13 protein-coding genes are annotated in these 14,407 nt (G+C 66.1%); 8 read left to right on the forward strand and 5 right to left on the reverse strand.

Features of this window, described 5'->3' with window-relative positions:
* Positions 1-23: 23 nt before the first annotated feature.
* Positions 24-1,757, reverse strand: a complete 1,734-nt coding sequence (atzF, locus tag AC1DXS_RS00840; protein ID WP_477735703.1) for an allophanate hydrolase — start codon at positions 1,755-1,757, stop codon at positions 24-26.
* A 214-nt stretch (positions 1,758-1,971) separates the two neighbouring features.
* On the opposite strand from atzF, the gene AC1DXS_RS00845 reads away from it, so the two are divergent.
* Together AC1DXS_RS00845 and AC1DXS_RS00850 are read left to right on the forward strand one after the other, a co-directional pair.
* Positions 1,972-2,679, forward strand: a complete 708-nt coding sequence (locus AC1DXS_RS00845) for a haloacid dehalogenase type II (RefSeq protein ID WP_477735704.1) — start codon at positions 1,972-1,974, stop codon at positions 2,677-2,679.
* 46 nt (positions 2,680-2,725) lie between these two features.
* On the forward strand, positions 2,726-4,978 hold the full coding sequence (locus AC1DXS_RS00850) for a malate synthase G (RefSeq protein ID WP_477735705.1): 2,253 nt from the start codon (positions 2,726-2,728) through the stop codon (positions 4,976-4,978).
* Between the two features lie 20 nt (positions 4,979-4,998).
* Here AC1DXS_RS00850 and AC1DXS_RS00855 read toward each other — a convergent pair whose 3' ends face one another.
* Complete coding sequence (locus AC1DXS_RS00855) at positions 4,999-5,502, reverse strand: hypothetical protein (protein ID WP_477735706.1); 504 nt, start codon at positions 5,500-5,502, stop codon at positions 4,999-5,001.
* A gap of 371 nt (positions 5,503-5,873) precedes the next feature.
* On the opposite strand from AC1DXS_RS00855, the gene AC1DXS_RS00860 reads away from it, so the two are divergent.
* The 3 genes from AC1DXS_RS00860 (at position 5,874) to AC1DXS_RS00870 (ending at position 9,331) form a co-directional block, all read left to right on the forward strand.
* The gene (locus AC1DXS_RS00860; protein WP_477735707.1) at positions 5,874-8,459 is read left to right on the forward strand and encodes a DUF1631 family protein; all 2,586 of its coding nucleotides are present in this window, start codon (positions 5,874-5,876) and stop codon (positions 8,457-8,459) included.
* 122 nt (positions 8,460-8,581) lie between these two features.
* Positions 8,582-9,019: an OsmC family protein gene (locus tag AC1DXS_RS00865; protein ID WP_477735708.1), complete on the forward strand. Its 438-nt coding sequence runs from the start codon at positions 8,582-8,584 to the stop codon at positions 9,017-9,019.
* 33 nt (positions 9,020-9,052) lie between these two features.
* Positions 9,053-9,331 (forward strand): hypothetical protein, encoded by a 279-nt coding sequence (locus AC1DXS_RS00870; protein WP_477735709.1) that lies wholly within the window; start codon positions 9,053-9,055, stop codon positions 9,329-9,331.
* 9 nt (positions 9,332-9,340) lie between these two features.
* Here the strand turns inward: AC1DXS_RS00870 and AC1DXS_RS00875 are convergent, their stop codons facing one another.
* Positions 9,341-9,676 (reverse strand): hypothetical protein, encoded by a 336-nt coding sequence (locus AC1DXS_RS00875; RefSeq protein ID WP_413327061.1) that lies wholly within the window; start codon positions 9,674-9,676, stop codon positions 9,341-9,343.
* Between the two features lie 41 nt (positions 9,677-9,717).
* Positions 9,718-11,064, reverse strand: coding sequence for a zinc-binding metallopeptidase family protein (locus tag AC1DXS_RS00880; RefSeq protein WP_477735710.1), 1,347 nt, complete (start codon positions 11,062-11,064; stop codon positions 9,718-9,720).
* A gap of 215 nt (positions 11,065-11,279) precedes the next feature.
* On the opposite strand from AC1DXS_RS00880, the gene AC1DXS_RS00885 reads away from it, so the two are divergent.
* Genes AC1DXS_RS00885 through AC1DXS_RS00895 form a run of 3 tightly spaced genes read left to right on the forward strand, consistent with a single transcriptional unit; the run spans position 11,280 to position 13,761 of the window.
* Complete coding sequence (locus tag AC1DXS_RS00885; protein WP_092132274.1) at positions 11,280-11,471, forward strand: 4-oxalocrotonate tautomerase; 192 nt, start codon at positions 11,280-11,282, stop codon at positions 11,469-11,471.
* 14 nt (positions 11,472-11,485) lie between these two features.
* Entirely contained in the window at positions 11,486-12,964 is a 1,479-nt protein-coding gene (locus tag AC1DXS_RS00890) for an MFS transporter (protein WP_477735711.1), read from the forward strand.
* Positions 12,965-12,966: 2 nt separating this feature from the next.
* Entirely contained in the window at positions 12,967-13,761 is a 795-nt protein-coding gene (locus tag AC1DXS_RS00895) for a class II glutamine amidotransferase (RefSeq protein ID WP_477735712.1), read from the forward strand.
* A 12-nt stretch (positions 13,762-13,773) separates the two neighbouring features.
* On the opposite strand, the gene AC1DXS_RS00900 is transcribed toward AC1DXS_RS00895, so the two are convergent.
* Positions 13,774-14,406, reverse strand: coding sequence for a histidine phosphatase family protein (locus AC1DXS_RS00900; RefSeq protein ID WP_477735713.1), 633 nt, complete (start codon positions 14,404-14,406; stop codon positions 13,774-13,776).
* Position 14,407 lies beyond the last annotated feature (1 nt).

Here is a 14,407-nt window from a genome sequence, read left to right on the forward strand (position 1 = left end):
TTGGTAAAAAAAGAATGGCAAGTTCATACCGGTGCGGCCGGCTCCAGGGATGCGAGATAGGCGCGCCAGCCGCCCAGGTGCGTGATGTCCTTGGCACCTTGCAGGGCGTGCGGTTCGCAGACAAAGCCCTGGACGCTGCCGCCGTCCTCAAGTGCCAGCGTGCCTATGCCCAGCGGTGCGGGAATCAGCGCGACGAAGGAGCCGTAGTGCTGCACCGGCATCTCCCAGATTTCCAATGCGATGCCCGCGCCTTCGCCGGCTGCCACGCGCAGCAGCCCAGGCTTGGGTGGCACCGTGCCAGGCAAGGCGTAAAAGCGATAGTCCGGCGCGGTGCGCGCGGGACCGACCAGCGTGGCGCCGCGCGAGGTCAGCTGGCTGTTCAGCGGCATGCCCGACAGGTGCGCGCCCACAACGGCCAGCCTGACGGTGGCCGGCGGCTTGATGCCCGGCAATGCCGCGGGCGCGGGCAGCGCTTCGTTCGAGGCGCCCTGCGGCAAACCAGTGGCGTGGTGGTAGCGCTGGCCGAGTTCGGCCAGTTGCCAGTCGCTGCCCGCCAGCCCCACCAGCGTGATGCCGAAGGGCAGGCCGTCGGGGCGCAGGCTGCTTGGCACGGAAAGCGCCGCGTAGTCCAGCAAGTTGACGAAGTTGGTGTAGGTGCCGAGGTGGCGGTTCAGCGTGACGGGGTCGCGTTGCATGGCCTGCAGCGTGTAGTGCGTGGGCGCGGTCGGCAACAGCAGCACGTCAATGTCATGCCACATCGCGCCCGCCTGCTGGCCCAGCGCGCGCAATCTTGTCTGGGCCGCATACAGGTCGGCGGCGCTGTACTGCCTGCCGGCGCCGATGATGCTGCGCACCGGCTCAATCACCGCGTCTTCGTGTGCGTCGAAAAAATCGCGCACGGCGGTGTAGCGTTCGGCCACCAGCGCGCTTTCATACAGCAGCGCGGCCGCTTCGGCCAGCGGCGCGAAGTTGACGGGCACCGGCACGCCGCCCAGGGCCTGCATGCGCAGGGTGGCTTCGCCGAAAGCCTGTTCGGCCAGCGCATCACCGTAAAAGTCCAGCGTCGAGGGCACCCCGAAACGAAAGCCGGCCGGAAAGGCCGTGGTGGCCATCGCCAGCGTCCGCGAGTACGGATCCAGCGCGTCATAGCCAATGGCCGCTTCGAGCACCCGGGCGGCCGTGGCCACCGTGCGCGCGAAGATGGAAACGCAGTCCACGCTTTGCGCGGCCGGCACCACGCCGCGCGCACTGATCAAACCTTTGGAGGGCTTGAGGCCCACGATGTTGTTCAGTCCCGCAGGCACGCGCCCGGAGCCCGCCGTGTCGGTGCCCAGTGCGAAGTCCGCCTGCCCGGTCGCCACCACGTAGGCGGAGCCGGAGCTGGACCCGCCTGATATATAGGCCGGGTTGATCGCGTTGGGAACCGCGCCATAAGGCGAGCGCGTGCCGTTCAGGCCGCAGGCAAACTGGTCGAGGTTGGTTTTTCCCAGCAACCGCGCACCCGCATCGAGCAGCTTTTGCACCACGGCGGCGTGCACCGTTGGGGTGTAGGCAAAGGCGGGGCAGGCGGCGGTGGTGGGCACGCCTGCGACATCAATATTGTCTTTGGCGGCAAAAGACAGCCCGGCCAACGCGCCGCTGTCGCCGGGGGAGAAGGACGGTGTTCTGGTAATCCAGGCCTGCGGCGCGAGTGCAATGTCCGCGCCAGCATGCTGCGCCGCCAGCCCAGGCACGCCGGGCTGTGCGGAAGGATTCATTGTTGAGGAGATGTGCACCACTTGAAAGCATCCATACTTGTGTACAAGACGAGATGCAAGAGCTATGCCAATTTATTTAAATCTGTTTTCGGCGGCTTACGAGCGAACGGGTGGGGATATCCGGTTAATTTTTGGATTGAGCACGTTTAAGTCATGGATAAAGCGATTTCGCGTTGATTAATCGCGGTCCATGTATCAAATACAGTAGAGGGCCATGGAAAAGCCTCGCTCCCATCAACCCGCCGCGCTTCGCGCCGTGCTGTTCGACGCCTACGGCACGCTCTTCGACGTCTACAGCGTGGGCTTGCTGGCCGAGCAGCTGTTCCCTGGAAAAGGCGAAGCGCTCGGCCTGCTCTGGCGCGACAAGCAGATTGAATACACCCGCCTGGTGACCACCAGCAACGGCGGCGCGCACTACCAGCCCTTCTGGGAGCTCACGCGCGCCGGCCTGCGTTATGCCTGCAAACGCCTGGGGCTGGACCTGGGGCCCGGCCAGGAAGACCAGCTCATGAACCAGTACCGCCACCTGTCGGCCTTTCCGGAGAACCGGGAGGTGCTGCAGGCGCTGAAGGCGCGCGGCGTGGTCACCGGCATCCTGTCCAACGGCGACCCCTCCATGCTGGGCGTGGCGGTCCGCTCGGCAGGGCTTGAGGGCCTGCTGGACCATGTGATCAGCGTGGACGGCATCCGCAAATACAAGACCGCCCCCGAGGCCTACGCGCTGGGGCTTGCGGCCACCGGGCTGGAGGCCAGGCAGATCGCTTTTGTGAGCTGCAACGGCTGGGACGCACTGGCCGCCACCTGGTACGGCTACCGCACGCTGTGGGTCAACCGTTACCAGCTTCCGTTTGAAGAACTGGGCACGCAGCCCGTGTACACCGGCAGCAGCCTGCGCGACGTGCTCGCGCTGCCTTTCCAATAATCCGCTTTCATTTTTATTTTGGTTTTCTGAAAAAAGGGACAACACCATGAGCACCAGCATCGCCAACAACGCCGCCGACAGCACCGCGCGTACCGCCAGCCACCGCCTGCAGGTCGCGACCGGGCTTTACCGCTTCATCGAAGACCACGTGCTGCCCGGCACCGGCGTGGCCAGCAGCGCTTTCTGGAAAGACTTTGACGGCATCGTGGCCGACCTGGCCCCGAAAAACATCGCCCTGCTGGCCGAGCGCGACCGCCTGCAGACTGAACTCGACGCCTGGCACAAGGCCAACCCCGGCCCCATCGCCGACATGAAGGCCTACCGCGGCTTCCTCGAAAGCATTGGCTACCTGGTGCCACAGCCGAAAAAAGTCAGCATTACCACCGCCAAGGTGGACGACGAGCTGGCCCTGCAGGCCGGCCCCCAGCTCGTGGTGCCCATCCTGAATGCGCGCTACGCGCTCAACGCCGCCAACGCACGCTGGGGCAGCCTTTATGACGCGCTGTACGGCACCGACGTGATCGCCGAAACCGATGGCGCCGAAAAGGGCAAGGGCTACAACCCGGTGCGCGGCGCCAAGGTGATTGAATACGCACGCTATGTGCTGGACCGCACCGCGCCGCTCAAGAAGGGCTCGCACATCGACTCGACCGGCTATGCCGTCAAGGGCGGCAAGCTGGTCGTCACGCTCAAAGGCGGCAAGAAGGGCGCGGAAACCACGACGCTGGCAGACGCCGCCCAGTTCATCGGCTACCAGGGCAAGGCCTCGGCGCCCTCGTCGGTGCTGCTGCAGCACAACGGCCTGCACCTGGACATCCGCATAGACCGGGGCACGCCCATCGGCAAGACGGATGCGGCCGGCGTGAGCGACCTCGTCGTCGAAGCCGCGCTGTCGACCATCCTGGACCTGGAGGACTCGGTGGCCGTGGTCGATGCCGAAGACAAGGTGCTGGCCTACCGCAACTGGCTGGGCATTTTGCAGGGCACGCTGACCGAAAGCGTGACCAAGGACGGCAAGACCTTCACCCGCGGCCTGAACCCGGACCGCGAATACACCTCGCCCAAAGGCAAGCCCGTCGCGCTGCACGGCCGCTCGCTGATGTTCGTGCGCAACGTCGGCCACCTGATGACCAACCCTGCGGTGCTGTACACGGCGGCCGACGGCGCCACCCGCGAAATTCCCGAAGGCATCCTGGACGCTGTGGTCACCACCACCATCGCCATCCACGACCTTAAACGCAAGGGCAAGCCCGGCATCAAGAACTCGCGCAAGGGCTCGGTCTACATCGTCAAGCCCAAGATGCACGGCCCGGCCGAAGTGGCGTTTGCCGCCGAACTCTTCAGCCGCGTCGAAAAAATGCTGGGCCTTCCGGACAGCACCGTCAAGCTCGGCATCATGGACGAAGAGCGCCGCACCAGCGTCAACCTCCAGGCCTGTATTGCCGCCGCCTCCAGCCGCGTGGCCTTCATCAACACCGGCTTCCTGGACCGCACCGGCGACGAGATGCACACCGCCATGCAGGCCGGCCCCATGATCCGCAAGGGCGACATGAAGACCAGCGCCTGGATCGCCGCCTACGAGAAAAACAACGTGCTGGTGGGCCTGTCCTGCGGCCTGCGCGGCAAGGCGCAGATCGGCAAGGGCATGTGGGCCATGCCCGACCTCATGAAGGCCATGATGGAGCAGAAGATCGCCCACCCGAAAGCCGGCGCCAACACCGCCTGGGTGCCCAGCCCCACGGGCGCCACGCTGCACGCGCTGCACTACCACCAGGTCAAGGTCAGCAAGGTGCAGAAAGAACTCGAAAAGATAGACGCCAACAAAGAGCGCAACGTCCTGCTGAACGGCCTGCTGCAAATCCCCGTGACGCGCACGCCGGCCTGGAGCCCCGAAGCCAAACAGCTGGAGCTGGACAACAACGCCCAGGGCATCCTCGGTTATGTGGTGCGCTGGATCGACCAGGGTGTGGGCTGCTCCAAGGTGCCCGACATCCACAACGTCGGCCTGATGGAAGACCGCGCCACGCTGCGCATTTCAAGCCAGCACATGGCCAACTGGCTGCTGCACGGCGTGGTGACCCAGGCGCAGGTGACGGAAACCTTTGAGCGCATGGCGGCTGTGGTCGACAAACAGAACGCCGGCGACCCGCTGTACCAACCCATGGCCGGCAACTTCGGCACCTCGGCGGCTTACAAGGCGGCCTGCGACCTGGTCTTCAAAGGCCTGGAGCAGCCCAGCGGCTACACCGAGCCGCTGCTGCACGCCTGGCGGCTGAAGGTGAAGGCCGGCGCGGCCTGAGCCTGAGGATGGTTGCCGGCCTAGAGCTCGCCGGCATCCACCAGCTGCCGCTGCTTGATCACGACGCGCAGGCTGGGATGGCCCGGCCGGCCCGAGCGGAACAGCATCACGTCGGCGTCCGCGCTGACCCATGATGCCGTGTCGGCCACGGCGCCCGGCGCGGCGCCGAAAGCCGCCAGTTCGGGGCCCAGCCTGGCGCGCAGCGACTGCAGCAAGGCCGCCTGGGTCTGGTTCAGCGCTTCGTCGGCGCCGGGGCCGGAAGCGGGGTTGAGCAACACCAGGTCTATTTGCGTGAGCTTTTGCTGCGCAAAAAACAGGGTCTGCTCGAAATGGGCACCCTCGAAAGCCGCGTCCGGCACGCGCAGCGATCCCAGTGCGCCGGTGGGCAAGCGCCGCGGTGACCGCACCGGTTGCGCATCGGGCAAGCTGGCGGTGACCTGTTCCGGGCTCATGCCCAGCAAGGCCGTGTTTTCCAGCGCGGTGCGGGACCAGGCGGCGGAACACAGGCACAGCGCGCCGGCCAACAGCCATGGAAGCGGGAAACAGGAACCAACAAGCCGCGGTGACACCAAACCATGCTCCGTGGGAAATGACGGCTATCTGGACGCCAAAGTGTTGCGCCAAACCGACCTTTACAAAGAAGCGCCGATCTTACAAAAAACCCTCCTGCAGTCGTGCGTTAAGGGGGTTTAAACGGCAGCTTGCGCCGAGTTGCCGGAAGAGCGCGGCATAAATCATATGTGTGCAGGCGAAACCAAGTGAAACACTTTGCAAGCTTCTCGATGAAAACACGGTTGCGCCTTACGCTAGGGATCTCTCTAGCCCCGGCACGTATGGTTGCAAGCTGGCTGGCTGAGCGCTTTCTCATTATCTATTCCTGAAATCCTGGCTCCAGATGGCTTCGCAACCTGACGTTCTTCAATCCTGTCTTCAGTCGGCGGCCACAGCGGCAAAGTCGGCTTTGGAAAAGTGCATGGAAGATGCCGTCGCAGGCCTGCAGGTGGCCGAAACCCAAAGCATGAAGGTGGCCGAGCGCGACGAGCTGGCCACCGCCTGGCGCGAGCTGCTCAAAAACAAGGCCGCCTGGAGCGCGCAGTACCCCGCCGACCTGACGGTCCAGTTCAAGGCCAACGTGGCCGCCGCGGCGCTGGCGGCCCGGGCCCCGCAGGCTGCAGGCGAGCAGCCGGCCGCTCCGGTCGCCCCGGCCTCGGGCTCCTCCAGCGCCTTCGCCGCTTTGGGCCATGCGAGCTTTTCCCTGGTTGACGACCAGGACGTGTCCAAGGCGATTGAATCCTCCCGTCTGCTCCAGCAGGTGCTGCCGGCCGTGGACCACGTCCTGGCCGAACTCAACAAGCTGATCAGCACGGTGCAGGGCCTGCCCAACGTGAGGCCCGACCTGAATCCGCTGCGCCCCGAAGTGTTTGCGCAAACGTTGCGCGAGATGGCGGTGGCGAGCAAGGCCGAGCCGGCGGTGGTGTCGCTGTGGCTCAAATACATGGCCGACCCGCTGGGCCGCGAGCTCAAGCGGCTTTATGAGCGGCTGGTCAACCAACTCGAGCTCGCCAACGTCCAGGGCGCCAGTTACCGCGTGCTGCCTACGCCGGCCAGCGCGGGCCACGGCCGTGGGCGGGGCGGAAACGGTTCGAGCATGGCGGCGGGCTCCGGTTCAGGTGGTGGCGCCGACGGCGACGGAAGCGGCGGCGGTAGTGGTGGTAGCGGCGCAGAAGGCGGCTTTGGCGAGGGCGGCGCTGCGCCGGTGCCGCAATACGCCGACCTGTCCAATTACGAAATCCGCGACGAGCTGTTCCAGGACTTCCTGTTCCACGGCGGCAGCAATGCCCACCATGGCCTGGCGCCCTCGTATTACGAAACCGTCGAGGAAGAACTGGTCGCGCTGCAGTCCGCGCCCGACTCCGGTTCCGCACCGCTGGCTGGGGCCTACAGCGCGCCGCATCCGGGCTACCAGGACATGCCGGCCGTGGACCGGCCGCAGCGACTGATCGACGAGCGCAGCCAGCTCAGCCCGCAGGTCTGGGGCTCCTATGCCAAACCCCGCGAGCGCGCCATCGTGCGCACCCAGCTCAAAAAGGAAGCGCGACAGGTCGGCCAGGTTTTGGGCCTGGAAGTGGTGCGCAAGCTGGTCAACCAGGTGGCGCAGGACCCTCGCCTGCTGGTGCCGGTGCGCGAAGCCATCGTGGCGCTGGAGCCTTCGCTGCTGCGCCTGGCCATGGTGGATCCGCGCTTTTTCAGCGACGAAGGCCATGCCGGCCGCCGCGTCATGGAGCGGGTGGCCCAGCGCAGCTTCAAGTACAACGACGAGTTCAGCCCCGAATTCCTGGCCTTCTTTGAACCGGTCACGCGCGCCTTCATCGAGCTCAACGGCCTGTCCATCGAGGATGCCCAGCCCTTCGCCATGGCGCTGGCCACGCTGGAATACGGCTGGGACGAGCAGGACCAGCGTGAGGCGGAAAACCGCAACAACGTGCTGCAGGCCCTGCGCTTTGCCGAAGAGCGCCAGACGCAGGCCGACCAGATCGCCTTTGAACTCAGCACGCGCTCGGACCTGGACAAGGTGCCCGGCCTGGTGCTTGATTTCCTGTTCGGCCCCTGGGCGCTGGCTATGGCCCACGCCAAGCTGATCGACACTCGCAACCAGATCGACCCCATGGGCTTCGGCTCGGTGGTGCCCGACCTGCTCTGGAGCGTCAAGCGGGAGGTCACCCTCAAGCGCCCGGCCAAGCTCATCGAAATGATCCCCGGCCTGCTGGCCAAGCTGCACGAGGGGCTGGAGCTGCTGGGGCAGGACCCGCGCGAGAGCGAACCCTTTTTTGAAGGCCTGATGAAACTGCACCGGCCGGTGCTCAAGCTGCGCCGGCTCAAAAGCCAGCGCGATGCCGAAGAGTCGGGCGCCGCACCGCTGGAGCCCGAGGAGCTTCCGGCCACGCCCGAGCAGCGCCTGGCCAAAGCGGCCGCCCACCCCTGGCTGGCGCGCGACGAACTCGATGCCGCCGGCTTTGAAGACACGCTGCCGACGGCGCCGGGCGAGCTCATGCCGCTGGAGGAAGAACACGAAACATCCTCGGGCATGGAGACCGCAGACTCTGTGGGGGAAGAGGTCGACTCCTCCCATGCCGAGCTGATCGCCGAGCAGGAGGCTTCGGCCAACGCCGCGCCGGCCCTGGCCCAGGGCGATGCCGAGCGCCTGTTGATGAGCCTGCGCGCCGGCCACTGGGTCGACCTGTATTCACGCCGCCGCTGGTTGCGCGCCCAGCTGATCTGGGCCAGCACCAAAGGCACGCTGTTCATGTTCGTGAGCCACGGCGGCCAGCCGCATTCCATGACCAAACGCAGCTGCGAACGCCTGATCCGGGAACGCCTGCTCAGGCCGGTCGACAGCCAGGGCGTGGTGGCGCAGGCGCTGGACGCGGTCGCTTCGGAAGTCGCTTCCCCGGCCGACCAGGCCGAGCCGGAAACCGCGTAAGACCCCAGGCCACTGTAGGAAGCGTCCGGCGTGCGCCACGCGGCGCCGTCCGACACCCCTGCGGGCCGCCGGCGCGCACATTGGTGAATTCGCTTTCACGCATTCACCTTCAAGGGGCCTCCATGATTGAAAAAAACGCTTCCGTTCACTGGGAGGGCGCCGGCAAAAAAGGCCAGGGCCGCATCAGTACCGACACCGACGCGCTCAAGGACTATCCCTACGGCTTTGGCAGCCGCTTCGAAGACGACCGCAGGGGCACAAACCCCGAAGAGCTGCTGGGCGCGGCCCATGCGGCCTGTTTCACCATGGCGTTTTCCTTTGCCTGCGACAAGGCCGGTTTTGCCACCACGTCTGTCGACACCCGTGCCAAAGTTCGCCTCGTGCCGCAGGGCGACGGTTTTCTGATCGACCGCATCGCGTTGACGCTGGAGGCCGCCATTGCCGATATCGACGAGGCGAAATTCCAGGAAATCGCTGAAGGCGCCAAGAAGGCCTGTCCGCTGTCAAAGGCCCTTGCCGGCGTGCCCGAGATCACGCTTGTGGCCACCTTGCGCAAATAGCGTTTCATGGCTTTCAGACCCGAACCACCCAGCATGAATCCCAAAACCAACTTTTCATTTGAAGTGCAGTACACCGACGAAAGCGGCGCCGGCAGCAAGGAGCGTGAAGGCGTGATGGCCGCGCTTGGGCCGTCGCTGCAAAAACTGCTGGCCGTGAGCGATCCTTCGGCTACCGTGGCGGTGAGCGACAGCCACAAGGGCGACGGCAACAAGCTGGTGGAACTGGTCACCACCCTGCAGGACGCCGAAGTCGCCGGTGTGCTCCAGGCTTTCTCCCGCCAGCACGGCGTGAGCGTGAGCGCGCTGGAATAGCCGCCGCGCTCAGGCCTGCCAGACCCCGTAGCCCGCCTCGCGCAGGCCTATGCCGAGCTCGACCTCCATGTCGCGCGCCGCGTCATACGGCATGGGGTTGTACATCTCGTAAAGCCGGGGCAGCAGCCGCACGCCGAAATCGCGCGCGAAGCGGTTGGACTGTATGCCGGCCTTGTGCTTGTCAAAGCGCACGTCCGGGTCCAGCCCGGTCATGCCGACATACACAAACGGTTTGCCCAGCTGGTAGTCCGGATTGGCGCGGCGAAAGCGCGGCACGTCCCACACCTCGGGCGCGAGTTCGATCACATAGACGCTGTAGTGATGGCTTTTGGGGCGGCGCGGCATGGCGCCACCACTGTAGCGCACGCGCCGCGCCCGGCCCGCGTTTACCCCGCCGGCTGCGCTTGCGGCACCTCTTGTGTCTGCTCCTGTCCCTGTGCCTGAACCGCCTGGCTTGCCTCCTGCTCACGCCAGCTACCCGAGCTCACCAGCAGGTGAATGAATTGCAGCTTGCCCACCGCGTCCAGGGGCAGCACAAAGGGATAAAAGTCGGGCTGGCCCATGCTGCGCGACATCTCGTTGAGCATGGTGGTCAGCCGGGTCCAGTGGTTGATGAAGGCCAGGAACTGCGCCGCATCCGGGTGCTCGGGCTGGTACAGCGCATCCAGCGTGAAGGGCGTGAATTCGAGGTCGAAGCGGTCCACGCTCAGGCCGAAGCTCAGTGCGGTGTCTATGGCGTCACGCATGTGCATGTAGTGCGCCCAGCACTCGGCCCAGTCTTCCCAGGGATGGGTGCTGGCATAGGCGCTCACGAAATGCAGCGGCCAGTCGGAGGGCGGGCCTTCGTCGTAGTTGCGCTGCAGAGCGGCCTTGTAGTCCAGCGCTTCGTCGCCGAAGAGCTGGTGAAAGCCCTCCAGCCAGGGCGTGCCGGCCACCAGCCGGTCCCAGTAATAGTGGCCTACCTCGTGGCGCAAGTGGCCGAGCAGGGTGCGGTAGGGCTCGCGCATGGCTTTGCGCACGGCCTCGCGCTTGGCGTCGTCCGCCTCGTCGATATTGAGCGTGATCAGGCCGGTGCTGTGCCCGGTCATGATGTGCGGCCCATTGACCGGTGAACGCAGGAAATCGAACATCACGCCGCGCTCCGGGTCCTCGCTCATGCGCGAGGCCACCGGCAGCCCCAGCAGGATCAGCGAGGACACCAGCCGCCGCTTGGCCAGTTCTATGCGCCCCCAGAGGTAACCGTTGTCGGGCTGTTCCGGGTTCGTCAGGTCGGGAATCGTGCGGTTCAGCCTGCAGGCCCGGCACATGTCCGCGGGGTCGTGCCAGGCCACAAGCCAGTTGCAGGAGGCGGGGGTGGAGAGATTGAGGCAGCGCTTGTAGGTCGGCACACCGTCGTCGTCGGCCTCGCTATCCGGTTCGGCGGACGGCGCCGGCGCGGCGTCGGGCGCGGATTCCTGGCCGGGAATCTCATCCAGCGAGGGGGGCTGCGCCTCGTCGGGCGGCGGCGTGGTCGGCGCGGTGCCCGCCTGCCATTCGCGCCAGCTGCCTTTGCGCGGTCCCGGCATCAAGGGCAGCAGCAGGCCTCGCTCGCAGTCATAGCCCAGCGGCGTGCCGCAGGCCAGGCATTTGCTGTTGCGAAAGAACACCGGCTGCCCGCACTGGCAGTGGTAGTTGCGACCTGCCAGGAGGGGCAGGGGCGGCTCGGCGGAGGTGGACGGGTTGGTGAAAAACAAGTGCTTGCCCGGAAGAGGCCTGCGGGGAGCGCGCGGAGCGCCCGGCAGGCCGGAAAATGCAGTGTCCCATGGTTTGCCGCGCGGGCCTGCGGCGGCACTACCCGTCGGCCTGTCAGCGCAGGCCGACAAATCCGCCCCCGGCGCTTGCTTTTATCATCGGGTATTCACGTGCCCTGCGGCAATCCCGCTGCAGGCACTTCATTCCAGAGGAACCCATGCCCACTTACCACGTCGAAATGATGGAAGGCCGCACCATCGAGCAGAAGAAAAAGCTTGTGGAGGCCATTACCCGCGTCAGCGTTGAAATCCTGGGCGGCCAGCCCGAATCGGTGGACATCCTGATCACCGACATCAAGCGCGAGAACTGGGCCACCGGCGGCAAGCTCTGGTCCGAGCCCAGGGACTGAGCCCGGCCGAGCGCATGTCCGCTTCCCTCGCCGACCTGCAGGCGCGCCACGGCCCGCGCTACCGCTGGCTGCTCCTGCTGTCGGTCATGATCGGCACGATGGCCTCCATCATGTCGTCGACCATCGTCAACGTGGCGATTCCCGACATGAGCCACCACTTCACGCTGGGGCAGGAGCGCGCGCAGTGGGTCAGCTCGGGCTTCATGGTGGCGATGACCGTCTCCATGCTGACCACGCCCTGGCTGCTGGCGCGCTATGGCTATCGCCGCACTTACGCCGGCACCATGCTGCTGCTCATGGCCGGCGGCATCGTCGGCGGCCTGTCCAACCATTTCAGCCTGGTGCTGGGCGCGCGCGTGGCCGAGGGCCTGGCGGCCGGCGTGGTGCAGCCGATTCCCGCCATCATCATCATGCGCGCCTTCGGGCCGCATGAGCAGGGTCGCGCCAGCGGCCTCTTCGGCATGGGCGTGGTGCTGGCGCCGGCCGTGGGGCCCAGCATAGGCGGCGTGCTGGTCGACCTTTTCGGCTGGCGCTCGATTTTTTTCATGGTCATCCCGCTGTGCCTGGTCTCGCTCTGGATGGCTTACCGTTATGTGCCCGACACCGCACCCGGCGGCGTGGCGGCGAACCGCAACACCGCCATGATCGACTGGCGCGGCCTGCTGCTGGGCGCGGTCGGCACGCTGTGCCTGCTCAACGGCATGGTCCAGCTGCACGGCGCGGGCGGCGGTGCGCAGGCGCTTGTGCTGCTGGGTGGCGCGGTTGCCGCGCTCGCAGCTTTTGTCTGGTGGCAGCGCCGCCTGGCCGCGAACGGCGGCGCTCCGCTCATGAACCTGGCGCTCTTCGGTTACCGCCCTTTCGCCATGGGCAGCATCGTGGCCTTCATCTACGGCACAGCCTTGTTTGGCTCGACCTACCTGCTGCCGGTCTATCTGCAGCTGGGGTTGCAGCTCTCGGCCTCGCACGTGGGCACCATCCTGCTGCCGGCAGGGCTGGTGCTGGCCGCCACCATCGCCGGCGTCGGCCGCCTTGCTGACAAACACCCGACTTGGCTGCTGGTGAGCACAGGCCTTGCGCTGCTGGCGGCCTCTTTCGCGCTGATGCTCACGGTGAGCCTGGCCTCGGGCCTGTGGATGCTGGTAGCCTGGGCCACGCTGGGCCGCATCGGCCTCGGCTTCATCCTGCCGTCGCTCAATCTCGGTTCGCTGCGGCCGCTGCATGAGCACCTGTTGTCGCAGGGCGCCAGCGCCATCAACTTTTTGCGCATGCTGGGCGGCGCCATCGGCGTGAGCCTGTGCGGCATCGTGCTCGAATGGCGGCTGGCCGCCCATGGCGATTCATTGGCCAATACCAGCAGCAGCCCGGCGCGTCTGGCCGCCTTCAACGAAGCGTTTTTGATGCTGGCCGCGCTGTGCCTGCTGGCCATGGTGGCGGCCTGGCAGCTTCGCGCGCCGGTGGCCGGCATCCCCAACGACCCACAGAAAGCAGGCTGACCATGTGCCAACTCCTGGGCATGAACTGCAACGCGCCCACCGACGTGACCTTCAGCTTTCGCGGTTTTGCGCAGCGCGGCGGCCACACCGACCACCACGCCGATGGCTGGGGCATCGCTTTTTTCGAGGGCGACGACAGTGTGGCCGGCGCCGGCGACAAGGGGCTGCGCCATTTTGTCGACCACCAGCCGGCCTGCAGCTCGCCGGTGGCCGAGCTGATCAGCCGCTACCCCATCAAAAGCCGCAATGTGATCTCGCACATCCGCAAGGCCACACAGGGCCGCGTGGCGCTGGAGAACTGCCATCCCTTTGTGCGCGAGCTCTGGGGCCGCTACTGGGTGTTCGCGCACAACGGCGATCTGAAGGATTTTTCGCCGCGCCTGCATGGCAGCTTCCGGCCCGTGGGCACCACCGACAGCGAGCGCGCTTTCTGCTGGATCATGCAGGAGATGGCCAAGTCGCATGCGGGCGTGCCCAGCGTGCGCGAGCTCAGCATCACGCTGCGCGAACTCGCGGCGCAGATCGCCAGTCACGGCACCTTCAACTTTTTGCTCAGCAACGGCCAGGCGCTCTGGGCCCATGCGTCCACCCATCTCTATTACGTGGAGCGCAAGCATCCCTTTGCGCACGCCACGCTCAGCGACGAAGACGTGAGCGTGAACTTCGCCGAGCACACGCGCCCCACCGACAAGGTGGCGGTGGTCGTTACCGCGCCGCTGACCACGAACGAGCAATGGACGGCCTTCGCGCCCGGTGAGCTCAAGGTGTTTGAGGACGGCGCGCTGGCAGCGGCTTAGTCCTGCCAGGTCCTAAGGTTTGGGGCAGCTTGCGGCTTGCCCGTCGAGCTGCTGCTGCTCATGGCGAAAGCTCGCGACGGCCTTGCCGCCATCACGCTGCACGGTCAGCACATAAATGCTGTCGAAGTCGCTGCCCTTCCAGTGCGGCACGTCGCCGGGCTGGCCGCCCATGCCCGCCAGCATGGCCTTGACCATGTCCTCAAGTTTTTTGTGCTCCCAGGCCACCAGCACCACGGCATTCTGGTAGCGTGGCGCCGCCAGCTCCTGCTGCAGCCCCTTGATGTTCTCAAAGCCGAAAGAGGTGTTGATCGGCAAACCGGCCTGCACGGCCGTGGGCGCGACGGTCAGCAGCGGCCGGACGTAGTTGTAGAGCGCATCGCCGTCGGGTTTTTTCTCGTGCGGGTCGGACGCGAACACAAAATCCGGCTTGCCGAACTTCGCCAGCAGCACGGCCGGCAGCGCCAGCGCGCGGTTCAGGCCCTGGCAGTTGAGCTGGCCCAGGCCTTGGGCGGGCTTTTCCGCATGGCGGATGAAAATGATTTTCTGCTCGGCCGCCTGCGCCAGCAGCGGCAGCGCGGTGCAGGCGAGCAGGGCAAGCGGCCGCAGCGCGCGGCGCAATGAACGGAGTCGGATGGCTGGTTTCATG

The sequence above is a fragment of the Polaromonas sp. P3_B1 genome (genome assembly GCF_056402935.1).

Bases quoted from the DNA above. Each gene is read 5' to 3' on its own strand.
- atzF (WP_477735703.1), bottom strand. From the start codon at position 1,757: ATGAATCCTTCCGCACAGCCCGGCGTGCCTGGGCTGGCGGCGCAGCAT.
- AC1DXS_RS00845 (WP_477735704.1), top strand. From the start codon at position 1,972: ATGGAAAAGCCTCGCTCCCATCAACCCGCCGCGCTTCGCGCCGTGCTG.
- AC1DXS_RS00850 (WP_477735705.1), top strand. From the start codon at position 2,726: ATGAGCACCAGCATCGCCAACAACGCCGCCGACAGCACCGCGCGTACC.
- AC1DXS_RS00860 (WP_477735707.1), top strand. From the start codon at position 5,874: ATGGCTTCGCAACCTGACGTTCTTCAATCCTGTCTTCAGTCGGCGGCC.
- AC1DXS_RS00865 (WP_477735708.1), top strand. From the start codon at position 8,582: ATGATTGAAAAAAACGCTTCCGTTCACTGGGAGGGCGCCGGCAAAAAA.
- AC1DXS_RS00870 (WP_477735709.1), top strand. From the start codon at position 9,053: ATGAATCCCAAAACCAACTTTTCATTTGAAGTGCAGTACACCGACGAA.
- AC1DXS_RS00875 (WP_413327061.1), bottom strand. From the start codon at position 9,676: ATGCCGCGCCGCCCCAAAAGCCATCACTACAGCGTCTATGTGATCGAA.
- AC1DXS_RS00885 (WP_092132274.1), top strand. From the start codon at position 11,280: ATGCCCACTTACCACGTCGAAATGATGGAAGGCCGCACCATCGAGCAG.
- AC1DXS_RS00890 (WP_477735711.1), top strand. From the start codon at position 11,486: ATGTCCGCTTCCCTCGCCGACCTGCAGGCGCGCCACGGCCCGCGCTAC.
- AC1DXS_RS00895 (WP_477735712.1), top strand. From the start codon at position 12,967: ATGTGCCAACTCCTGGGCATGAACTGCAACGCGCCCACCGACGTGACC.
- AC1DXS_RS00900 (WP_477735713.1), bottom strand. From the start codon at position 14,406: ATGAAACCAGCCATCCGACTCCGTTCATTGCGCCGCGCGCTGCGGCCG.